The sequence below is a fragment of the Rhizobium sp. MHM7A genome, from assembly GCF_005862215.1.
Taxonomy (GTDB): Bacteria; Pseudomonadota; Alphaproteobacteria; order Rhizobiales; family Rhizobiaceae; genus Rhizobium; species Rhizobium bangladeshense.
In genome coordinates this window covers 95420-117463 of record NZ_VCHT01000016.1, presented here as the reverse complement: position 1 = coordinate 117463, position 22044 = coordinate 95420, and the positions used below count along the sequence as shown (strand labels likewise).

Annotated in this window: 23 protein-coding genes; 9 read left to right on the top strand and 14 right to left on the bottom strand. The window is 61.7% G+C overall.

From position 1 onward, the window contains the following. Positions 1–55 precede the first annotated feature (55 nt). The 5 genes from trmD to ffh form a co-directional block, all read right to left on the bottom strand. The gene (gene trmD, locus FFR93_RS33760) at positions 56–757 is read right to left on the bottom strand and encodes a tRNA (guanosine(37)-N1)-methyltransferase TrmD (protein ID WP_138396381.1); all 702 of its coding nucleotides are present in this window, start codon (positions 755–757) and stop codon (positions 56–58) included. After that, complete coding sequence (gene rimM, locus FFR93_RS33755) at positions 757–1323, bottom strand: ribosome maturation factor RimM (protein ID WP_064708225.1); 567 nt, start codon at positions 1321–1323, stop codon at positions 757–759. Before rimM ends, trmD begins: the two co-directional genes overlap by 1 nt. A 114-nt stretch (positions 1324–1437) precedes the next feature. Next, positions 1438–1809 carry a 30S ribosomal protein S16 gene (rpsP, locus tag FFR93_RS33750; protein WP_064708026.1) on the bottom strand — a complete coding sequence of 124 codons (372 nt, stop codon included), beginning with the start codon at positions 1807–1809 and terminating at the stop codon, positions 1438–1440. 48 nt (positions 1810–1857) lie between these two features. Further along, positions 1858–2178, bottom strand: coding sequence for a chorismate mutase (locus FFR93_RS33745; RefSeq protein ID WP_138396380.1), 321 nt, complete (start codon positions 2176–2178; stop codon positions 1858–1860). 16 nt (positions 2179–2194) lie between these two features. Next, positions 2195–3760 carry a signal recognition particle protein gene (gene ffh / locus FFR93_RS33740; RefSeq protein ID WP_138396379.1) on the bottom strand — a complete coding sequence of 522 codons (1566 nt, stop codon included), beginning with the start codon at positions 3758–3760 and terminating at the stop codon, positions 2195–2197. Positions 3761–4182: 422 nt separating this feature from the next. On the opposite strand from ffh, the gene FFR93_RS33730 reads away from it, so the two are divergent. From FFR93_RS33730 to FFR93_RS33705, 6 genes are all read left to right on the top strand, one after another. Next, positions 4183–4386, top strand: coding sequence for a hypothetical protein (locus FFR93_RS33730; protein ID WP_064708224.1), 204 nt, complete (start codon positions 4183–4185; stop codon positions 4384–4386). 114 nt (positions 4387–4500) lie between these two features. Further along, on the top strand, positions 4501–5406 hold the full coding sequence (dapF, locus tag FFR93_RS33725) for a diaminopimelate epimerase (protein ID WP_138396378.1): 906 nt from the start codon (positions 4501–4503) through the stop codon (positions 5404–5406). Continuing rightward, complete coding sequence (gene mtaB / locus FFR93_RS33720) at positions 5403–6674, top strand: tRNA (N(6)-L-threonylcarbamoyladenosine(37)-C(2))-methylthiotransferase MtaB (RefSeq protein WP_138396377.1); 1272 nt, start codon at positions 5403–5405, stop codon at positions 6672–6674. Before dapF ends, mtaB begins: the two co-directional genes overlap by 4 nt. Before the next feature lie 16 nt (positions 6675–6690). Beyond that, the gene (ftsY, locus tag FFR93_RS33715; RefSeq protein WP_138396376.1) at positions 6691–8280 is read left to right on the top strand and encodes a signal recognition particle-docking protein FtsY; all 1590 of its coding nucleotides are present in this window, start codon (positions 6691–6693) and stop codon (positions 8278–8280) included. A 78-nt stretch (positions 8281–8358) separates the two neighbouring features. Continuing rightward, positions 8359–9003 carry a septation protein A gene (locus FFR93_RS33710; protein ID WP_138396375.1) on the top strand — a complete coding sequence of 215 codons (645 nt, stop codon included), beginning with the start codon at positions 8359–8361 and terminating at the stop codon, positions 9001–9003. After that, positions 9000–9587 carry a DUF2585 domain-containing protein gene (locus tag FFR93_RS33705; RefSeq protein WP_138396374.1) on the top strand — a complete coding sequence of 196 codons (588 nt, stop codon included), beginning with the start codon at positions 9000–9002 and terminating at the stop codon, positions 9585–9587. The genes FFR93_RS33710 and FFR93_RS33705 overlap by 4 nt, the downstream gene beginning before the upstream one ends. Before the next feature lie 32 nt (positions 9588–9619). Here the strand turns inward: FFR93_RS33705 and FFR93_RS33700 are convergent, their stop codons facing one another. Genes FFR93_RS33700 through ccmA form a run of 5 tightly spaced genes read right to left on the bottom strand, consistent with a single transcriptional unit; the run spans position 9620 to position 12555 of the window. Further along, complete coding sequence (locus FFR93_RS33700) at positions 9620–10228, bottom strand: DsbE family thiol:disulfide interchange protein (RefSeq protein ID WP_064708019.1); 609 nt, start codon at positions 10226–10228, stop codon at positions 9620–9622. Continuing rightward, complete coding sequence (ccmD, locus tag FFR93_RS33695; RefSeq protein WP_138396373.1) at positions 10225–10392, bottom strand: heme exporter protein CcmD; 168 nt, start codon at positions 10390–10392, stop codon at positions 10225–10227. The genes FFR93_RS33700 and ccmD overlap by 4 nt, the downstream gene beginning before the upstream one ends. A gap of 3 nt (positions 10393–10395) precedes the next feature. Further along, on the bottom strand, positions 10396–11157 hold the full coding sequence (locus FFR93_RS33690; RefSeq protein WP_064708017.1) for a heme ABC transporter permease: 762 nt from the start codon (positions 11155–11157) through the stop codon (positions 10396–10398). 47 nt (positions 11158–11204) lie between these two features. Then, a complete protein-coding gene (ccmB, locus tag FFR93_RS33685) occupies positions 11205–11864 on the bottom strand; it encodes a heme exporter protein CcmB (protein WP_138396372.1) in 660 nt (219 codons plus the stop codon). Between the two features lie 46 nt (positions 11865–11910). Then, positions 11911–12555, bottom strand: a complete 645-nt coding sequence (gene ccmA, locus FFR93_RS33680) for a heme ABC exporter ATP-binding protein CcmA (protein ID WP_138396371.1) — start codon at positions 12553–12555, stop codon at positions 11911–11913. A gap of 261 nt (positions 12556–12816) precedes the next feature. Between ccmA and acnA the strand changes: the two genes are divergently transcribed. The 3 genes from acnA (at position 12817) to FFR93_RS33665 (ending at position 17197) form a co-directional block, all read left to right on the top strand. Continuing rightward, positions 12817–15507 carry an aconitate hydratase AcnA gene (gene acnA, locus FFR93_RS33675; RefSeq protein ID WP_138396370.1) on the top strand — a complete coding sequence of 897 codons (2691 nt, stop codon included), beginning with the start codon at positions 12817–12819 and terminating at the stop codon, positions 15505–15507. 235 nt (positions 15508–15742) lie between these two features. Further along, complete coding sequence (locus FFR93_RS33670) at positions 15743–16483, top strand: thioredoxin family protein (RefSeq protein WP_064712536.1); 741 nt, start codon at positions 15743–15745, stop codon at positions 16481–16483. A gap of 312 nt (positions 16484–16795) precedes the next feature. Then, the gene (locus FFR93_RS33665; protein WP_064708012.1) at positions 16796–17197 is read left to right on the top strand and encodes a DUF2794 domain-containing protein; all 402 of its coding nucleotides are present in this window, start codon (positions 16796–16798) and stop codon (positions 17195–17197) included. A gap of 5 nt (positions 17198–17202) precedes the next feature. On the opposite strand, the gene FFR93_RS33660 is transcribed toward FFR93_RS33665, so the two are convergent. The 4 genes from FFR93_RS33660 to FFR93_RS33645 form a co-directional block, all read right to left on the bottom strand. Beyond that, positions 17203–17760 carry a GNAT family N-acetyltransferase gene (locus FFR93_RS33660; protein WP_138396369.1) on the bottom strand — a complete coding sequence of 186 codons (558 nt, stop codon included), beginning with the start codon at positions 17758–17760 and terminating at the stop codon, positions 17203–17205. 104 nt (positions 17761–17864) lie between these two features. Further along, a complete protein-coding gene (locus FFR93_RS33655; RefSeq protein ID WP_064708010.1) occupies positions 17865–18593 on the bottom strand; it encodes a Bax inhibitor-1/YccA family protein in 729 nt (242 codons plus the stop codon). 179 nt (positions 18594–18772) lie between these two features. Then, on the bottom strand, positions 18773–21316 hold the full coding sequence (locus FFR93_RS33650; RefSeq protein ID WP_138396368.1) for an ABC transporter permease: 2544 nt from the start codon (positions 21314–21316) through the stop codon (positions 18773–18775). Continuing rightward, complete coding sequence (locus tag FFR93_RS33645; RefSeq protein WP_088677533.1) at positions 21313–22020, bottom strand: ABC transporter ATP-binding protein; 708 nt, start codon at positions 22018–22020, stop codon at positions 21313–21315. The genes FFR93_RS33650 and FFR93_RS33645 overlap by 4 nt, the downstream gene beginning before the upstream one ends. Positions 22021–22044: the final 24 nt, after the last annotated feature.

Genomic DNA, 22044 nt, shown 5'->3' with positions numbered 1-22044 from the left:
AAAGGCCGGCGCTTGTCATCCCTCGCACGACATTTTTGTGAAATGGCCGGCGGAATCAGCCGTTTTTATCGCGCTTCGCCATTTCGAGCAGATCCGGCCGCCGCTCCTCCGTCAGTCGAACTGCCTGCTCGCGCCGCCATTTCTCGATCGCGCCGTGGTTGCCCGAGGTGAGAACCGAAGGAATTTCGCGGCCCTCCCACTCCTGCGGGCGGGTATAATGGGGATGTTCCAGCAGCCCGCCTTCGAAGCTTTCGTGCAGGCCGGAGAGGTCATTGCCCATGACGCCCGGCAGGATGCGGATGATCGCATCGAGCAGGACCAGCGCCGCTGGCTCGCCGCCCGACAGCACATAGTCGCCGATCGAGACTTCTTCCAGTCTACGCGCCTCGATTACCCGCTGGTCGACGCCCTCGAAACGGCCGCAGACGATGATGACGCCGTCACCCGCCGCAAGCTCGCGCACGCGCTGCTGCGTCAGCGGCCGGCCGCGCGGGCTCATCAGCAGGCGCGGGCGGAGGTCATCTTCACCGGCACTGTCGATCGCGCGCGCCAGAACGTCAGCCTTAAGCACCATGCCGGCGCCGCCGCCGGCCGGCGTGTCATCGACGGTGCGGTGTCTATCGGTGGCGAAGTCGCGGATCTGTACCGGATCCAGCGACCATTGCCCGCGCTCCATCGCCTTGCCGGCGAGCGAGAAACCAAGATGCCCCGGAAACATTTCCGGATAAAGTGTCAGTACGCGCGCGCGAAAAGCCATTACTTCTTCTTTTTTGGCTTGCCCGCGGTGAACGGCGAAAGCTCGGGGTCGTCGACCAGTCCCGCCGCCAGCGGATCGATCAGCAGCGTGCCGGCTTCAAGATCGATTTCCAGCACAGAGGCTTCCGAGAAGGGAATGAGAACCGGCCGCTTGCCCGGGCCCTTGAGCTCCAGGAGATCGCCGGCGCCGAAATCGAAGATGCCGGTGACCGTGCCGTAGCTGACGCCCTTGTCATCAAGCGCTTCGAGCCCTTCGAGATCGGCATAATAGAATTCGTCTTCCTCGAGCTCATCGTCCGGCAGGTTGTCTCGCTCGATATAGAGTTCAAGCCCGTTCAGCGCTTCGGCGGCGTTGCGGTCGTTGATGCCGCGGAAACGGACGACGACGACGTTCTTCATCTCGCGGATTTCGAGAATTTCGAAGCTGCGTCCGTCCATGCTGTGCAGATGGCCGTAATCGCCGATCGCCGTCGGATCGGCCGTGTAGGCCTTGGCGCGCACCTCGCCCCTGAGGCCCTGAGCGCCACCGATCGTTGCCATCAAAACCGGGTTTTCAAGCTTTGTCATGGGTTCCTTCATGTGAAGCCGGAAGACAGCTTCTCATAAACGAAGTGCGGGCGATTGGAAACGAAAACGGGCGGCATGTCGCCATGCCGCCCGCTCGATAAGGAGAGGTCCCGATTATTCCGCAGCGTCGGCAGCAGCTGCAGCGGCGTCAGCGGCCTTTTGAGCCTTTTCGGCGGCGCGTTCCTGGGCGCGCTTGCCGGGCTTAGCCTTGATCGGGTTGTTCTTGGCTTCGCGCTTGGCAACGCCGGCTTCATCGAGGAAGCGCAGAACGCGGTCGGTCGGCTGGGCGCCATTGTCGATCCAGTGCTTGATGCGCTCGGCGTTCAGCTGAACGCGCTTCTCATCGTCCTTGGCGAGCATCGGGTTCCAGGAGCCGAGGTTTTCGAGGAAGCGGCCGTCACGCGGGCTGCGCGCGTCGGCGAGCACGACGTGGTAGTACGGACGCTTCTTGGAGCCACCGCGGGCGAGACGAATTTTCAGTGCCATGTTCTTTACTCCTTAGGCTTTTCTTGACCGCTTCGTAGGGCGGTAGGGTTATCGGGCTGCGGCGCTCTGTTCAGCGTGATCCGCAGCGATCTGCTCATGATGCCGGATGACTTCCTTGATGACGAAGTTCAGGAACTTCTCGGCGAAATCCGGATCCAGATTGGCGGTCTTCGCCAGCTGGCGAAGGCGTTCGATCTGGTATTCTTCGCGCGCCGGATCGGCCGGCGGCAGATTATATTTGGCCTTCAGCAGGCCGACCTCTTTCGTGCAGCGGAAGCGTTCGGCCAGCATGTGCACGAGAGCGGCATCGATATTGTCGATCGACTGACGATAGCTCGCGAGTTGGGCTTTGACGTCTGGATCAATCATGGGGCAAGCGATCCTTTCACTTCTTCTTCGGCAAGCCGGGCAATCCCGGGAAACCACCGCCAAGGCCCGGCAGCTTGGCGCCGCCGAGGCCAGGCAAACCACCCGGCAGTCCGCCGAGACCGGGCATGCCCGCACCCGGCTTTCCAAGCCCCGCCGCTTCCGCCTGCTTCTGCAGGGCTTCTAACTGCTTCGGGTCGATATTCGAGAGGTCGGGCATGCCGCCGCCAAGCCCCATCTTGCCGGCAAGGCCGCTCATCATCTGCTTCATCATGCCGCCTTTGCCCTTGCCGCCCATCATCTTCATCATATCAGCCATCTGGCGGTGCATCTTCAGAAGCTTGTTGATGGCGGCTGCATCGGTCCCGGAGCCGGCGGCGATGCGCTTCTTGCGCGAATGCTTGAGCAGGTCGGGATTGGCGCGCTCGGCCTTGGTCATCGACTGGATAATGGCGATCTGGCGGCCGAAAAGCTTGTCGTCGAGACCGGCGGCGGCCATCTTGTCCTTCATGCCGGCCATGCCGGGCATCATGCCCATGATACCGCCCATGCCACCCATCTTCTGCATCTGGCGCAGCTGGTCGGCGAGGTCGTTGAGGTCGAATTTGCCCTTGGCCATCTTGGCGGCCATGGCGGCCGCCTTCTCGGCATCGATATTCTCGGCGGCACGCTCCACGAGCGAGACGATGTCGCCCATGCCGAGGATGCGGTCGGCGATGCGGCGGGGATGGAACTCCTCGAGCTCGCTCATCTTCTCGCCGACGCCGATCAGCTTGATCGGCTTGCCGGTGACGGCGCGCATCGAAAGGGCAGCACCGCCGCGGCCATCGCCGTCCATACGGGTTAGTACAAGGCCGGTGATGCCGACGCGTTCGTCGAAATTGCGGGCGAGGTTGACGGCGTCCTGGCCGGTGAGGCTATCGGCGACCAGCAGGATTTCGTGTGGGATTGAGCGCTTCTTGATGTCGGCCATCTCGACCATCAAGGGCTCGTCGATATGAGTGCGGCCTGCGGTGTCGAGAATGACGACGTCATGGCCGCCGAGCTTGGCCGCCTGCACGGCGCGGGCGGCGATATCGGTCGGCGACTGGCCTGCAATGATCGGCAGCGTGTCGATATTGGTCTGCGCGCCGAGCTGGCGAAGCTGTTCCTGGGCTGCCGGACGACGCGTATCGAGCGACGCCATCAGCACCTTCTTCTTATCGCGCGTCGACAGGCGATTGGCGATCTTGGCGGTCGTCGTCGTCTTGCCCGAGCCCTGCAGGCCGACCATCATGACCACGACAGGGGCCGGCGCATGCAGATCGATGCCTACACCGTCGCCGCCCAGCATCTCAACCAGTTCGTCATGCACGATCTTGACGACCATCTGACCAGGCTTGATCGACTTCAGGATCTCGGCGCCGACGGCTTTTTCACGCACGCGGTCGGTGAAGGAGCGGACGACATCGAGCGCGACATCGGCCTCCAGCAACGCGCGGCGAACCTCGCGCAGCGCTGCGGAAACATCGGCTTCCGAAAGCGCGCCACGGCCTGTCAGTCCATTCAGAATGGATCCAAGACGGTCCTGGAGGTTTTCAAACATCGGTTCTTCCTTGATACGTTTCGGGCGGGTTCGATATGCCCGGAAACGTCGTGCTTTTCCGTGACGAAAACAAGACGCAAAGCCAAAAAGCACCCGAGGGCGCATCGCGCTGTCGGGTGTTGACCTCCGGGATCTCGAAGTCCCGGTCGGCGGCTCGGAGTCATGCGGCTCGTCGCGGATTGGGCGCGATAAACAGGAAAGCGACGGGAAAGTCAAGGTGAATACGCGGAACAGGCGCGTGGCCGGATGTCAGAGGCCCATGTGGCGGGCGGCCGCGAACGTTAAAACTTCTGCTCGCAGTCACAATCCACAATACAAGGCAGTTGCAAAATATTCCGCTTATGATTCTATTTTCTACTTAAGTGCATCTGTAAAATGATTCGTGAATATCCTTGATGCCGGATGATCCGGCGGAGATATCGATGATGAATCCCGATATTGAAAGTTGGGCACTGGCACGAGCCCATCATATTGTTCTGAACGAAGGCCTTAGTCTTGCAAAGGCGGCACAGGACCTGGATCGAAAACGGTCCCGCTCGCTGGTCTACGAGCTGAGGAAGGTCATCACCGCCGCTATCGTCGAGGCGCATGCGGCGTCGTTCGAATCCGACGGCAGGCAGCGGTAGAATCCGGACTGCTCCGAAGGCTCAGTCGGCCGCAATGCCCCCGCGGCACTCACCCACTGGTAATTCCCTCGCATTTCCGCCATATACAGCGGAAAAGGCGGACGGAATGACAATATGAGTGCAACGGTCGAATTCGCAAGGATGAACGGGCTTGGCAACAAGATCCTGGTCGTCGACATGCGCGGCCGGCCTGACAAGGTGACGCCCGCAGCGGCGGTGGCGCTCAATGCCGATCCGCAGACCGAGTTCGATCAGATCATGGCAATCCATGATCCGAAGGCCGAAGGTACCGATGCCTTCATCGATATCTTGAATTCCGACGGTTCGAAGGCGCAGGCCTGCGGCAACGGCACGCGTTGCGTCGTGCAGGCGCTCGCTGCTGAGACCGGCCGGAAGGCTTTCACCTTCCAGACGGTCGCCGGCATTCTCTATGCCGTCGAGCACGACGACGGGACGATCTCCGTCGATATGGGCAAGCCGGTCTTCGAATGGAACCGGATCCCGCTGGCGGAGGAATTCCACGACACCAGCCGTATCGAACTGCAGATTGGCCCGATCGACAACCCCGTCCTGCATTCGCCTTCCGCGATGTCGATGGGCAATCCGCATGCGATCTTTTGGGTGGACAAGGACGTGATGTCCTATGATCTCGCCCGCTTCGGGCCGCTGCTCGAAAATCACCCGATGTTTCCCGAACGCGCCAATATCACGCTTGCGCAGGTGACGTCGCCGACATCCTTGACGACGCGCACCTGGGAGCGTGGCGCGGGGTTGACGCTTGCCTGCGGCTCGGCCGCCTGTTCCGCCGCCGTCAGCGCCGCGCGTACCGGCCGTACCGGCCGCAAGGTGACGATCAACGTGGCGAGCGCCAAGCCGTCGGCGACACTTTCGATCGAATGGCGCGAGCGCGACGATCACGTCATCATGACGGGTCCTGCCGAATGGGAATGGTCGGGCCGGCTTGATCCCTCGACAGGCCTCTGGTCGCGTGATGGAACCCAAGAGGTCGAGGCGCAGTGAGCGGCATCGAGGTCATTTCCTTCGGCTGCCGCCTCAACACATATGAATCCGAAGTGATGAAGGTGCAGGCCGAGAAGGCGGGGCTCAACAACGCCATCCTGGTCAATACCTGTGCCGTGACCGGCGAGGCCGTGCGCCAGGCACGCCAGGCGATCCGTCGGGCGCGGCGCGATAATCCGCATGCCCGGATCATCGTCACCGGCTGCGCCGCGCAGACGGAAAAAGAGACCTTCGCCGCCATGGCGGAGGTCGACGCGGTGCTCGGTAACGAGGAAAAGCTTGCGAGCGCCTCATATCGCAGCCTGCCGGATTTCGGCGTTTCGGCCGAAGAGAAGCTCCGTGTCAACGATATCATGAGCGTCAAGGCGACGGCGCCGCAGATGGTCAGGCATATCGACGGCCATGTACGCGGCTTCATCCAGGTGCAGAACGGCTGTGACCATCGCTGCACTTTCTGCATCATTCCCTATGGCCGCGGTAATTCCCGCTCGGTGCCGATGGGCGCAGTCGTCGATCAGGCCAGCAAGCTGGTCGACAGCGGTTATCGCGAAATCGTACTGACCGGAGTCGATGCCACCAGCTATGGCGGCGATTTGCCCGGCGCGCCGACCCTCGGGCTTCTCGCGAAGACGCTGCTGAAGCAGATTCCGCATATCCGCCGTCTCAGGCTTTCCTCGATCGACAGCATCGAGGCCGACGCTCATCTGATGGACCTCATTGCCGACGAGCCCCGCTTCATGCCGCATCTGCATCTGTCGCTGCAGCATGGCGACGACATGATCCTGAAGCGCATGAAGCGCCGGCATTCGCGCGCCGATGCGCTGCGGTTCATAGAGGACGCGCGGCGGCTCCGCCCGGACATGAGCTTCGGCGCCGATATGATCGCCGGTTTTCCGACGGAAACGGAAGAGATGTTCGCCAATTCCGTGCGGCTTGCCGAAGAGGCCGGCATCGCGCATCTGCACGTTTTCCCCTACAGCCCGCGTCCCGGCACGCCGGCCGCCAGAATGCCGCAGCTCGACCGGTCGCTGGTCAAGGATCGCGCCGCCCGGCTGCGCGCCACTGGACATAGGCTGCACCAATCCCATCTCGATCGCATGGTCGGAACCCGGCAGTGGCTGCTTGTCGAAAACAATGGCCTGGCGCATACGGAGAATTTCACGCTGGTCGCAGCCCCCGGCCTTCGCCCCGGCGAGCTTGTGCCGGCGACGATCACCGGCCACAATGACAAGCATCTCGACATGCAATTGACGGCCGCAGCGGCCTGACTTTCACGGAATCCCCATGGCGCTCAGTTTCATCAAAAAGGTCTTCACCTTCGGCAAGCCGGCTGAAGAGCGCGTGCCCGAGGCTGTGGAGCGGGAACTTGAACCGCGCTCGCGCGACGAAGACCTACCGATCGCGGAAGACCCTGTTCGTCCCGAGGAGATGGATACGGCAGGCGGGCCGGCCGCCGATGTCGGCGAGGGCGGGGCCGAGGAGCCTGTTGGGGCCGAAACGGAAGTTCTGCTGCCGGCCGATCATTTGGGTGACATGGGTGTCGTGCCGCTTTCATTGCTGGAAGCTGAGGCGGTAGCGGAGGTGCAGGGCGAAATCCAGGCGCCTGTCGAAACCGTTGGGGAAACACCCCCCTCTGTCCCTCCGGGACATTTCCCCAACAAGGGGGGAGATCATTTGGAGCCTGACGCGCCGATTTCGGCTGAAAAAGTCGAGGAAGCCGCAGAAACGCCTCCAGAGGAGATTTCGCCTGAGATCGATGAGATACCAAACATCTCCGTTCAGCCGATCTCTCCCCTTGTGGGGGAGATAACCGGCAGGGCAGAGGGGGGTATCACACCCGCCGAACCCGTCGATGCGCTCCCAGAACAGCCGAAGCTTGAATCTCCCATCCTCCCCAAAGGCTTCGCCACCGGCCCGAAGGTTGCCGAACCCGAACCCGTTCTCCCCCAACCGAAGCTCAGCTGGTTCCAGCGCCTGCGCAACGGTCTCGCGCGCACCTCCTCGCAGCTCACCGGTCAGATCACCGCGCTCTTCACCAAGCGCAAACTCGATGACGAGACGTTGCAGGATCTCGAGGACTTGCTGATCCAGGCCGATCTCGGCGTCGAGACGGCAATGCGCGTCACCGATACGCTCGCTTCCGAACGCTACGGCAAGGATGTGACGGGCGAGGATGTCAGCCGCATCATGGCATCCGAAATCGCCAAGGTGTTGAAGCCCGTCGCCAAGCCGCTGCAGCTCGACCTCTCGCACAAGCCGCACGTCATCCTCGTCGTTGGCGTCAACGGCACCGGCAAGACGACGACAATCGGCAAGCTCGCGGCGAAACTTTCGGGCGCCGGGCTGAAGGTGATGCTGGCTGCCGGCGATACATTCCGCGCGGCGGCGATCGAGCAGCTGAAGATCTGGGCCGAGCGGACAAATTCCGAATTCATCGGCACCAAGCTCGGCGCGGATGCCGCCGGCCTCGCCTATGACGCCTTCGAACAGGCCAAGGCGAAAAAATGCGACGTGCTGATCGTCGATACAGCCGGTCGCCTGCAGAACAAGGCCGAACTGATGGCCGAACTCGAGAAGATCGTGCGCGTGCTCGGCAAACTCGATCCCGATGCGCCGCATACCGTGCTGCAGACGCTGGATGCCACGACGGGACAGAATGCGCTGAGCCAGGTTGAGATCTTCCGCAATGTCGCCGGCGTCAACGGGCTGATCATGACCAAGCTCGACGGCACTGCGCGCGGCGGCATTCTCGTCGCGATCTCTGCCAAGCACAAGCTGCCGGTCTATTTCATCGGCGTCGGCGAGGGTGTGGACGATTTGGAGCCGTTCGAGGCCGAGGATTTTGCTCACGCCATTGCCGGGCTTCCCCAATGATGCCACAGATATGCCGCCGAAAGCCTGCAAGGGACGGTCGGGAAACAGGTTTTCAGCAATAGCAGGTTTGAAGAGCGCATGACTACCGAAAGCGATATCACCCCGAGCGCGGCCGACCGCCATCATCCGATGCTGAAACTGGCGCTGGAACTCGGGCCGCTGATGATTTTCTTCTTTGCCAATCTTCGCGGTCAGTGGCTGGTGGAGAGATTTCCTGCTCTTTCGGAGCTGGGCGGTCCTCTGTTCGTCGCGACCGCTCTTTTCATGGCGGCGACGGTCATTTCGCTGACCGTATCGAAGATCGTGCTCGGCCATTTGCCGATCATGCCCTTTGTCTCTGGCATCGTCGTGGTCATCTTCGGCTCGCTGTCGATCTGGCTGCAGAATGAGACGTTCATCAAGATGAAGCCGACCATCGTCAATACGCTCTTCGGAGTGGCGCTCCTCGGCGGGCTTGCCTTCGGCCGGTCGCTGCTCGGCTATGTATTCAATGCGGCCTTCCAGCTCGATGCCGCGGGGTGGCGCAAGCTTACCATCCGCTGGGGCGTCTTCTTCCTGTTTCTGGCCGTGCTGAACGAAGTCGTCTGGCGCAATTTTTCAAACGATACCTGGGTCGCCTTCAAGGTCTGGGGCACGATGCCGATCACCATCATCTTCACGCTGGCGCAGATGCCGCTGGTGCTGAAACATAGCGTCAATCTGGAAACGGACGGCGAGACGTGAGCGCAGCAGACGCCGAATATCGAGCAAGACATCAGACCTTCTGGTTCGTCGCCTGCCTCGCGGTCCTGGTCGCCCAGGTCGTCGCCGAATATCTGATCGGCCGCGTACCGATCTGCGCCTGCGGCTATGTCAAGCTGTGGGAGGGCGGGGTCAATACCAGCGGCAATTCGCAGCATCTGTCTGACTGGTACACGCCGTCGCACATCATCCACGGCTTCCTGTTCTACGGGCTCGCTCACCTGGTCCTGCGCGGCAAGCCGCTTGCGGCAAGGCTGCTGCTGGCGCTGTTCATCGAATCCGCCTGGGAACTGTTGGAAAATTCGCCTCTTATCATCGACCGCTACCGCACGGCGACGATCGCGCTCGATTATTACGGCGACAGCATCCTGAATTCGGCGATGGACACCGTCTTCATGTGCCTCGGCTTCTTCTTCGCCTGGCGCGCGCCGGTCGCGCTGACGGTGGCGATCGCCATCTTCTTCGAGGTTTTCACCGGCTATGTGATACGCGACAACCTGACGCTCAATGTGCTGATGCTGATCTGGCCCGTCGAGGCTATCAGGGTATGGCAGGGTGGGGGTTAATTCCGGTTTGCGGGAGCCGCTCTCCAAAAAAACTACGACGCCTGCTTGCCCAGCGCCTTTTCCATCGCCGGAAACAGCCCTTCCTTCAGGCTGATATCGTCGAAGGGACCGACCCGCTTGTATAGGATGGTGCCGTCGGGGCCGACCAGATAGCTTTCCGGAATGCCGTAGACGCCCCAATCGATCGCCGCCTTGCCGTTCGGATCGACGCCGATCGCCTTATAGGGATTGCCGAGTTCGCCAAGGAAGCGCAGCGCGTTCTCGTTCTTGTCCTTGTAATTGATGGCGACGATGTTCAGCCGGCCGTCTTTCGCGAGTTCCTTCAGGATAGGGTGCTCGTCACGGCAGGGGATGCACCAGGAGGCGAAGACGTTCACGAGGGTCAGCTTGCCGACGATCGCGGCGTCGGTCAGCGGGGGCAGGTTGGCGCCTTCGAGCGGTGGAAGGTTCAGCGACGGCGCCTTGGTGCCGATCAGGGCGGAAGGAATTTCGGCGATGTTCTTGCCATGGAAATCCTGATCGTAGAGCATCTTCGCAGCCGTCGCGGCAATGCCGCCGAATACGATCAGCGGCAGAAGCGCCAGCGCGTAGCGGCCAAATCCGCGCGGCTTGGCAGTTCTGGTTTCGGGTGTCTCGGTCATTCGCCGTCCTTCGGCCGCGCCGAGCGGCGGCGGATACCGGCGGCCTCGAGCGCTGCAAGCTCGCGGCGGCACGCCCTGCCGTCGGCCCAGGTCCACAGGATGATGGCGGTCGTCACCAATGCGGCGGCGCCATAGGATGCATAGACATAGAAGGCGTGGGTCAAGGCCTATTCCTCCCGGCTGGCCATGCGGGCGGCGAGACGGCGCTGGGCGGCGACGCGGCGGCGCCAGATCTCGTTTCTCATTGCCATGATGTGCAGCGTGAAGAAGAGCAGCGTGAAGGCGATGGCCATGACGAGGAGCGGGCGCAGAAATTCCGGATCGATCGCAGGGCCGTCGAGGCGCATCACGCTTGCCGGCTGGTGCAGCGTGTTCCACCAGTCGACCGAGAACTTTATGATCGGGATGTTGACGAAGCCGACCAGGATGAGCACGGCGGAGACGCGCGCCGCTCTGGATGGGTCATCGATGGCGCGGCTCAACGCAATGAGGCCAAGGTACATCAGGAAGAGAATGAAGACGGAGGTGAGCCTCGCATCCCAGACCCACCAGGTGCCCCACATCGGTTTGCCCCAGAGCGAACCGGTGACGAGCGCGAGCAGCGTAAAGGCTGCACCGAGCGGAGCAGCTGCCTTGGCGGAGACGTCGGCCAACGGGTGGCGCCAGACGAGCGTACCGATCGCCGAGACGCTCATGATCGTGTAGCACATCATCGAAAGCCAGGCCGAGGGCACATGGATATACATGATGCGTACCGTCTCGCCCTGCTGGTAATCGCCTTCGGTGGCGAAGCTCAGATAAAGGCCGATCGCAAAACAGACGGCGGTGATGCCGGCCATCCAGGGAACGACTCGGGCCGCCAGCGCCAGAAACCGCGTCGGGTTGGCGAGATCGCTGATTTTGCTGATGGCAAGGCTGGTTTGGCTCATGCCCGCTTCCTTACCTTGATCCGGCCATTCCCGCAATCGAATGGCATTCAATCCGACGTGTTTCGCAGCGCCAAGGCGGCGGCGGCCGGACCGATGACCGCGAAGAAGAGCGTCAGTGCGATCAATATGAGGAAGGGCGGCAGGAATGGCGCCGGCTCCTCGACTGCGGCATAGGTGGCGCTGACGCCGAAGATCAGCACGGGGATGGTCAGCGGCAGCACGAGGATCGAGACCAGCAAGCCGCCGCGGGGCAGGGCGACGGCGACGGCAGCGCCGACGGCGCCGATGAAGGTGATCGCGGGCGATCCGACGAAGAGCGTCAGCATGGTGGCGCCGATCGACGTCTCGTTCATGTTCATGAAGAGGCCGAGCAGCGGCGAGGCGATGACCAGCGGCAGGCTGGTGGCGGTCCAGTGGGCGAAGCATTTGACCAGCACGGTGAGCACGAGCGGCGTTTCCTGCATCAGCATCAGATCGAGCGATCCGTCATCACGCTCGGCCTGGAACAGGCGGTCGAGACCGAGAAGGGCGGCGAGCAACGCGCCGATCCAGACGATGGCGGGGCCGATGCGTGAAAGCAGCTTGAGATCCGGCCCGACGCCGAAGGGGATGACGGCGACGACGGTCAGGAAGAACAGCACGCCGATCAGTGCGCCGCCGCCGGCGCGGATCGAGAGTTTGAGGTCGCGGAGGAAGAGGGCGGTCATGCGGGGCGGCTCTCTGCAGGTACGCAGGACGGGGCATCGACAAGCATCATCCCCATACCCTCTGATCCATGCCAGCAAAGCCCGTCATCTTCATCTCATGCACATTCTTCAATCCCAGAGGCTGATGCGTCGCCGCGAGCACGATTCCACCCTTGGCAAGATGGGTTTCGATCAATCCTGCAAACAGCCGGTCGGCGCTGGCGTCCAATGCCGCCGTGGGTTCATCGAGGATCCAGACGGGGCGGTGGGCGACGAGCAGCTTGGCGAAGGCGAAGCGACGCTGCTGGCCGGCGGAGAGATAACCGAAGGGAACGTGGGTGATTCCCGAGAGGCCGACTGCTTCGGCGGCGTCTTCGAGAGGGAGGACGGCGGCGGCAGGATGGCCAAGGAAGGACTGCCAGAATTCCAAATTCTCCGCAACCGTGAGCTCATCCTTCATCGCATTTCGGTGGCCGAGGTAGTGGCTGACCTCGCCGGGATGCCGGCCTTGCGGGCTCTCTTCATCGCGGAAGATGACAGTCCCTTTTTCGGGCTTGAGAAGACCGGCGGCAACGCGCAGCAAAGTGGATTTTCCCGATCCATTTTTGCCAGTCAGGACAAGCGTTTCTCCTGCCGTCAAGTGGAAGGAAACGTTTACGAAAATGAGATCCTCACCGCGTCTTGCAGCCAGATTTTCGGCGGTGAGTTGCATGCGTCGGTTCTTTCTTCGTTGCGGCTTTCGGAAGGCTCAAAAAATGTCTGGTTTTGGCAGTGCTCGGGTATGGCAAGTTTTTAGGAAATTATCTATAAGACCGGCAACCACGCCAGCGGTCGGCGTGAATTTCATCCTTGCGCCGAACTTGGAGCGTCTCCTCCACGTGCGGACAGCGGAAATGGCCGCACCCGCATCCTGATGTGCATTAAGTGCATAGGCGTTCGCACGACTGTGTTGGCTATCAGAACGGGGTCTCTCGTGTCTAAATCTCTTGACAGTTTCAATTGTCGTTCCACGCTTTCCGTGAACGGGAAGGACTATGTCTATTACAGCCTGCCCAAGGCTGAGGCAAACGGTCTGGCCGGCGTATCGAAGCTTCCCTATTCGATGAAGGTGCTGCTCGAAAACCTGCTGCGCTTCGAAGACGGCCAGTCGGTCACCAAGGAGCACATCCTCGCCGTCGCGGAGTGGCTGAACAACAAGGGTGCGGTCGAAAATGAAATCGCCTATCGCCCGGCGCGCGTGCTGATGCAGGACTTCACCGGCGTTCCCGCCGTCGTCGACCTTGCCGCGATGCGCGACGCGATGGTGTCGCTGGGCGGCGATCCCGAGAAGATCAACCCGCTCGTTCCCGTCGATCTCGTCATCGACCACTCGGTCATCGTCGACGAATTCGGCACGCCGCAGGCCTTCGCCAAGAACGTCGAGCTGGAATATCAGCGCAACGGCGAACGCTACCGCTTCCTGAAATGGGGCCAGCAGGCGTTCAAGAATTTCCGGGTCGTTCCTCCGGGCACCGGCATCTGTCACCAGGTCAATCTCGAATATCTCGGCCAGACCGTCTGGACCAAGGAAGAGGACGGCGAGACCATCGCCTATCCCGACACCTGCGTCGGCACGGACAGCCACACGACGATGATCAACGGTCTCGGCGTTCTCGGCTGGGGCGTGGGCGGTATCGAGGCTGAAGCCGCGATGCTCGGCCAGCCGGTTTCGATGCTGCTGCCGGAAGTCATCGGCTTCAAGCTTACCGGTAAGCTCAAGGAAGGTGTCACGGCAACTGACCTCGTTTTGACCGTCGTGCAGATGCTGCGCAAGAAGGGCGTCGTCTCGAAGTTCGTCGAGTTCTTCGGTCCAGGCATGGACAACATGCCGCTCGCCGACCGTGCGACGATCGGCAATATGGGGCCGGAATACGGCGCGACCTGCGGCTTCTTCCCGGTCGATGGCGAAACCATCAACTACCTCACCATGTCCGGCCGCACGCATGACCGGATCGCCCTTGTCGAAGCCTATTCAAAGGCCCAGGGCATGTGGCGCGAAGGCGATGGTTCGGATCTCGTCTTCACTGACACACTGGAACTCGACCTCGGCGACGTCGTACCGTCGATGGCCGGCCCGAAGCGTCCGGAAGGCCGCATCGCGCTCGAAAACATCGCTTCAGGTTTCGCGACGTCGATGGAAGCCGACTACAAGAAGCCGGGGCAGCTCAACAACCGCTACGCTGTCGAGGGCACCGATTTCGATCTCGGCCATGGTGACGTTGCGATTGCCGCCATCACCTCCTGCACCAACACCTCCAACCCGTCGGTGCTGATCGCTGCCGGCCTTCTCGCCCGCAACGCCGTCGCCAAGGGCCTGAAGACCAAGCCGTGGGTCAAGACCTCGCTCGCGCCCGGATCGCAGGTCGTCGGCGAATATCTTGCCAAATCCGGCCTGCAGGCCGACCTCGACAAACTCGGCTTCAACCTCGTCGGCTTCGGCTGCACCACCTGCATCGGCAATTCCGGTCCGTTGCCGGCGCCGATTTCCAAGACGATCAACGACAAGGGCCTGATCGTATCCGGCGTGCTGTCCGGCAACCGTAACTTCGAGGGCCGTATTTCGCCTGATGTCCAGGCGAACTACCTCGCTTCGCCGCCGCTCGTCGTCGCCTACGCTCTCGCTGGCACGGTTCAGAAGGACCTGACCAAGGAGCCGATCGGCGAAGACCAGAACGGCAACCCGGTCTATCTCAAGGATATCTGGCCGACTTCGCACGAGGTGCAGCAGTTCATCCAGAAGTACGTGACACGCGAACTCTACGAAACCAAATATGCCGATGTCTTCAAGGGTGACGTCAACTGGCAGGCCGTTCAGGTTCCGCCGGGCCAGACCTATGCCTGGGACGACAACTCGACCTATGTCCAGAACCCGCCCTATTTCGTCGGCATGGGCAAGAAGGGCACCGGCGTCTCAGACATCAAGGGCGCTCGCGTCCTCGGCCTGTTCGGCGACAAGATCACCACCGACCACATTTCTCCGGCCGGTTCGATCAAGGCGGCATCGCCGGCCGGCGCCTATCTCATCGGCCATGACGTCGCCGTTGCCGACTTCAACCAATACGGCACGCGGCGCGGCAACCATGAAGTGATGATGCGCGGCACCTTTGCCAATATCCGCATCCGCAACCACATGCTTGGCCCGAACGGCAAGGAAGGCGGCTACACCATCCACTATCCGTCGAAGGAAGAGACCTCGATCTACGACGCCGCCATGCAGTACAAGGCCGAAGGCGTGCCGCTCGTCATCTTCGCCGGTGTCGAATATGGCAATGGCTCTTCGCGCGACTGGGCTGCCAAGGGCACCAACCTGCTCGGCGTCAAGGCCGTGATCGCCCAGTCCTTCGAGCGCATCCATCGTTCGAACCTGGTCGGCATGGGCGTCATCCCCTTCGTCTTCGAGGAGGGCACGACCTGGCAGAGTCTCGGCCTCAAGGGCGACGAGCTCGTCACAATCGAGGGGCTTGATAAGATCAAGCCACGCGAGAGGAAGATCGCCAAGATCAGCTATAGCGACGGCTCCGTGAAGGAAGTTCCGCTGCTGTCGCGCGTTGATACGCTCGACGAGGTGATCTACCTCAACAATGGCGGCATTCTGCAGACGGTTCTGCGCGATCTCGCTGCCTGATTTTTAAGAGACCTGACTGATAATGGCCGCCGGGAAGCAGTTTCCGGCGGCTTTTTCTTTGCGGCGACAGTCTTTTCCGGAGGCTCACGATGATTTGTCTCAGGCGCGTTCCGGCCGGGTTGCGGTCTCACCCGTTCGTGATTTTTCGTTTGGAGCCGGAAGGATTATTCGTACGTTCATATCTCAGAGCCTTCGGTTCCAAACGCCGTCGGCGCTGAAAAAGAGGTGCAGGTGAATGTCCCCCCGTTTCTTGATTCCGCTGATCGCCGGTGTTGCTCTTGCAGGCTCGTTGCATGCCGAAGACGGCAAGCGCAGAGGCGTTGTCGAACTTTTCACGTCACAGGGTTGCTCCTCCTGTCCTCCCGCTGATGCCGCCTTCCGGAAACTGGTGAACCAGGGCGATGTCATCGCCCTCGCCTACCACATCGACTACTGGAATTACCTCGGCTGGGCCGATACGCTGAGCTCCAAGGAAAATACCGAGCGGCAGTACGGCTATGCCAGGACGATGGGCCGCAGCAACGTTTATACGCCGCAGGTCATCGTCAACGGACGCGGCCATCTGGCCGGCGCCGATCTGAACGGCATCAACAGCCGGATCGACAGCTACAGCAGCGAAGGCAACGGTCTGACCGTTCCGATCAGCGCGGCGATGCGCGGCGACGAGTTGGAGATCAAGATCGGCGCCGGACAGGGCAAGGCCAATGTCGTTATGGTCTATTTCGACAAGGAAAAGACGATCAACGTCGAAAAGGGCGAAAATAGCGGAAAGAAGATCTCCTATCTGCACAGCGTCACCAATGTCGAAACCGTTGGGATGTGGGACGGCAAGGCGACCAGTCTGACGCTGCCGGCGAGCGTCCTGCAGCGTCCGCAGCTCGAAGGTTGCGCTATCCTGCTGCAGACAGCGACGGCGGACGGCGACCCGGCGGCGATCCTCGGTGCGACCGTGGTGATGGCGGGAAAAAACATCTGACTTTCACCCGTTTACGGGTGGAATGCCGGGCGGCCCGGCCGAGCGTATTCGGGGCTGGGGTTAAGGTCGATACGCTCCGCCGGGCCCTTTGGCGCGCTGGCGCCAAACCGGGATGCATAAATCCCCCGCAAATGAGGCGCTGTTTTGACTGAAATGCGGCAGTGCGGAGAAAGCGTCCTTTCTCCCCAGGCCATCGTACCCGCCTGCATGGCGCCGCAGTGCGGCCTAAAGTGACAGGCCGCGCTCTTGCAATTTGCGGCGGCTCGGGCAAACTGTCACTCTCCTGTCACAAGCGGAGGCCTTGGAGACCTGATGACAGATCAGCCGGATTTGCGACACGGCGAAAGCCGCTCCGTCGACAATGGTTCCTCGGTCGTCGTCGATCTCAGGGAATACAAACAAAGCAAGGACCCGCTTCCGGTGACCTTCCACCGGCGCGAGCTGGATGCAATCCTCTGGATCTACGGCCGTATGGTCGGCGAGGGAGAATGGCGCGATTACGCCATCGATCATCTGAGGGACAGGGCGGTTTTTTCAGTCTTCAAGCGCTCCGGCGAGATGCCGCTCTTTCGGATCGAGAAGAACCCGAAGCTTGCCGCCAAGCAGGGCGCCTATTCCGTGATTAATATCAACGGCATGATCCTGAAGCGCGGTCACGAGTTGAACCAGGTGTTGAAGGTGTTCGACAAGGCCCTGAAGCTCGTCGACAAGTAGGCTTATCAACCCGCAAATAATGTGCCGGGATAGGCGGCCGCATCCGGATTGGTCGTCATGCCCTCGCCGAGGGCGCGCTGCATGAACATCGTGTCCAGCCAGCGCCCGTGTTTATATCCGGTGCCCCTCATCAGACCGACCTCCTCAAAGCCGGCTCCGCGATGAAGCGCGATCGAGGCGGGGCTGGCGCCGCCGATGACGGCAGCCATCTGTCGAAAGCCGAGCACGGTGCAGCGTTCGATCAGTTCGGTAAGGAGGGCCTTGCCGATACCTCGGCCGCGGGCTTCAGGCGCCAGATAGATCGAATCCTCCACCAGCCAGCGATAGGCGGGGCGCGTGCGAAAAGCCGAGGCATAGGCGTAGCCGAGCAGTATCCCGTCTCCATTTACGGCGGCGATATAGGGATAGTGCTGGCTGACGATCGCGGAGAAACGCTGGGCCATCTCGGCTTCGGACGGCGGTGCAATCTCGTAGCTCGCAACGCCATTTAGGACGGCTTCGCGATAAATACCGGCAATAGCGGAGATATCGGCTTCGGAGGCATCGCGCAACAGGAAGGACATTCGGCAACAAATCCATCGAGGGAGGTCTTTCAAACCACTCCGCTGAAGCCAGCGCAATAAAAAAGGCGGCCCGGAGCCGCCTTTTTCGATCGTGATAGACCTGCTTATTTACGGTTGCCCATGAACTGCAGCAGGAACATGAAGAGGTTGATGAAGTCGAGATAGAGTGTCAGCGCACCCATGATCGCCTTGCGGCCGGCAACAGCGACGTCATCAGCTTCGTAGTAGAGTTCCTTGATCCGCTGCGTGTCGTAGGCGGTGAGGCCTGCGAAGATCAGCACGCCGATTACCGAGATCGCGAACTGCAGCGCGGACGAAGCCAGGAAGATGTTGACGAGCGACGCGATGATCAGACCGAACAGGCCCATGATCAGGAACGAGCCTATCGCCGACAGGTCACGCTTCGTCGTGTAGCCGTAAAGCGACAGCGCGCCAAAGGAGGCGGCGGTCACAAAGAAGGTCTGCGTGATGCTTGACTGGGTGTAGACCAGAAAGATCGATGACAGGGACAGACCCACCAGCGCGGCATAGACCCAGAAGGTGGTCTGCGCGGCGGCCACGCTCATCCGGTGAATGCGGAAGCTCAGGAAGAAGACAGCCGCAAGAGGCGCAAGAATCACGACCCAGCGCAAGGGCGACTGGAACAGAAGCACGCCGAATTGGGTGAGCTGGCCGTCCTGGACCGCGAAGTTGAACCCAAGATATGCGGCCACGCCCGTGATCGCCAGGCCCAGCGCCATCAGGTTGTAGACCTTGAGCATATATGCGCGCAGGCCTTGATCAATCATCTCGCCGGTCTGGACGCGGCTTTGATAGTTACGAAGATCAGCCATAGTTTCCTCTTACAAGCTCCGATGGAGATACGGTGTCGGGTTTTCGACCCGGGCGCCGCTGCGGAGCTCCAGCATGCCTGCAGACAATATGAGGCCTTCACCCATCGCAAACAAGGGGCTTGCGGGGCTGCGCCGGTTAAATCGGCGTAAGGTGAAGGCTTTTCGGCCGCGCTATCTACCTAAAGCTCGCGCAGTACGGGCGCCGCCTTCTGTCCGAGGATGCGCCAGGTGCCGATGAGGCCGATGCCGACGGTGAGCACCAGTGCGGTGACGAGCGTCAGTCCCGCCACATCGGGCAGGAAGGTGGACGGCAGGCGCATGATGCGGGCGACGATGAACCAGGCAGCGGCGGCGCCGGCGATCAGCGAGAAAATCGCGGTCGCGAGCCCGAGGATCAGATATTCGTAGCTGAAGGCGCGGATCAGCATGGCGCGGGTGGCGCCGAGCGTCTTCAACACCACGGCGTCGTGGGTGCGCGCCCGATTTCCCGCGGCGAGCGCACCGGCAAGGACGAGGACCGAGGCGACGAGGGCCACGGAGGCTGCGGCACGGATCGCGGTCGCAAGCTGCGCTACCAGCCGATTGACGATATCGATCGCGTCCTTGACGCGAACGCTGGTGATCGTCGGGTAGGCGTTGGTGACGGATTTCAGGATCGCTGCATCCTCGGCCGGCGTCGAGGAGGGATCTGTCAGCGTCGCCAGCCAGGCGTGCGGGGCGCCGCGGAAGGTATTGGGCGAGAAGACCATGACGAAATTGATCGACAGCGATTCCCATTCGACACGGCGCAGATTGGCGATCTTCGCCGTGATGTTACGTCCGAGGACGTTGACGGTGACGGTGTCGCCGATCTTGAGGCCAAGCTCGTGCGCCTCTTCCGAGGAGAAGGATACAAGCGGCTCGCCGCTGTAATCCCTGTCCCACCAGCTGCCTTCGCTGAGGGCGGCATTTTCCGGAAGCGCGTCGGCGTATGTGATACCGCGATCACCGTTCAGCACCCAGCGACCGGCGGCCGGCACGTTCATCTTGGTGACGTCTTCGCCGTTGAAGGCGACGATCCGGCCGCGCAGCATCGGCACTTCCATCAGCTTGCCCTTCGGCGCCTGCGCCTGGACGAGATTGCGGAAGGCGTCGACCTCGGCGCTCTGTATATCGACGAAGAAGAAGTTGGGTGCACCCTCGTTCATGCGGCCGGTCAATTGCTGGCGAAGGTTGCCGTCGATCAGCGTCAGCGTCACCAGCAATGCCAGCCCGAGGCCGAGCGAAAGCACCACCGAGGGGGTAAGTGCGCCGGGGCGGTGGATATTGCCGATAGCAAGCCTGAGGGCCGGCGAACTGACGCGCGGGCTGCGGCGCGCGAGCCAGGCGATTAAGGCGGCGACGAGGCGCAGGACGACGAAGGCGAAGACGATCGCACCGACGAAGACGACGGCGATGAAACGATCATAGGCGGTGAGGATGGCGAGGCCGGCAAGGCCCACCATGAAGAGGGCGGCCAGCAAGATATAGGGCCAGGACGGCAGACGGCGGGTCTCGAAGCCCTGCTCGCGGAACAGTGCGGTCGCCGGCACTTCGCGGGCATGGCCGAGCGGCAGAATGGCGAAAGCCAGCGTCGTCAGGATGCCGAAGAGCGTCGCAAGCACCAGCGCACCGGGATAGAGGGTCGGCGCGGTCGAGACCGGCAGGAATTGCGCCAGGAACTGCGCCGCAAAGATCGGCGACAGGGCGCCGATGACGAGGCCGGTCACGATGCCGCCAAGGGAGATGATAGCGATCTGAAAGAGATAGATCAGAACGACGACAACTGCCGGAGCGCCGAGACATTTGAAGGTGGCGATTGTCGTGCGCTTGGAGTCGAGGAAAGCACGCACTGCATTGGCGACGCCGACGCCACCGACAACCAGCGCGGTGAGGCCGACCAGCGTCAGGAATTGCGAGAAACGGGTGATGTTTTCGGTGAGCGACGGTGCTGCGCGGTCGCTGGTACGGATCGCCCAGCCGGCGGAGGGAAACTCCCTGGATGCACGCACCTGGATGCCCGACATCGTGCTCCTGTCTTCCAATCGGATCTTGTAGGCATGTTCGACCAAGCTTCCGGTCTGGATCAGCCCCGAGGATTCGAGCGCCTGCCGGCTGACCAGCAGACGCGGCGCAAAGCCGAAGCCTTCAGACAGCGCGTCCGGCTCGGTCTTCACCGTCCCGGTGATACTGAGTTTGACGTTGCCGAGCAGCAATTCGTCGCCAACCGCAAGGCCAAGCCGATCGAGAAGCAGAGGCGCTGCCAACGCGCCGTAAGTGCCACCTTGGCCGGAAAGCAGGGCTGCAAGCGGATAGTCCGGCTCTGCCTCGAACCGGCCGTAGAGCGGATAGGCGTCGTCGACGGCCTTAACCTCGACCAGCGCCTGGTCCGAACCGTCGGGCTTGCGGGCCATAGAGCGCAGGCCCGTTGAAACCGAAACTGTCCCCAGGCCTTCGAGGAAGCTCATTTCCTGAGGCGTCGCCTCGCGGTTGTTGAGTTCGAAACGCACGTCGCCGGCCAGCAGCTCCTGGCCCTGAGAGGCGATCGTGTCGGTAATCGACTGTGAAACGGAATTGACTGCGGCGATCGCCCCCGTGCCGAGCGCGATACACGCGAGGAAGATGTAGAAGCCGCGAATGCCGCCGCGTAGCTCGCGGAGCGCCAGGCGAAAAGCGAGCGAAACACGCGGTGTAAGGATACTCATGCGAATGCCGCCTCGCTGTGGCGGGCGGCGCTGTCGCCTTCGATCCTTCCGGAGCGGACGCGGATCTGGCGCGAGCAGCGGTTGGCAAGCGAGACGTCGTGGGTGACGAGAAGCAGGGTCATGCCGCGTTCGGCCTGCTTGGCAAACAGCAGGTCGGCGATCTGGCGGCCGGTCTCGGTATCGAGATTTCCGGTCGGTTCATCGGCAATCAGCAAAGCGGGCGAGGGGGCGAGCGCCCTGGCGATAGCCACACGCTGCTGTTCGCCGCCGGAAAGCTGGCCGGGATAATGGTTCAGCCTCTGTCCGAGGCCGACCGAATTCAGCTCGCGATGAGCGATGTCGAAAGCATTGGGAACATTGGCGAGTTCCAGCGGCACGGCGACGTTTTCCAGCGCCGTCATATTGGCGATCAGGTGGAAGGATTGAAAGACGATACCGATATTGCGGCCGCGGAAATCGGCGACCTGATCCTCACTCAGGCTATGGAGCGGCGTGTCATTGATATTGATTTCGCCGCTGTCGAGCTTCTCCAGTCCGGCGAGCACCATCAGCAGGGTGGACTTTCCGGAACCGGAGGGACCGACGATGCCGACGGATTCTCCGGCGGCGATATCGAGATCGATGCCCTTCAGCACATGGACGGAGGCCGCGGCGCTGCCAAGGGTCAGATCGGCGCTCTTCAACTCGATGATAGTTTTTGCCAACGGAAATCGCCCTATATAAGCCCG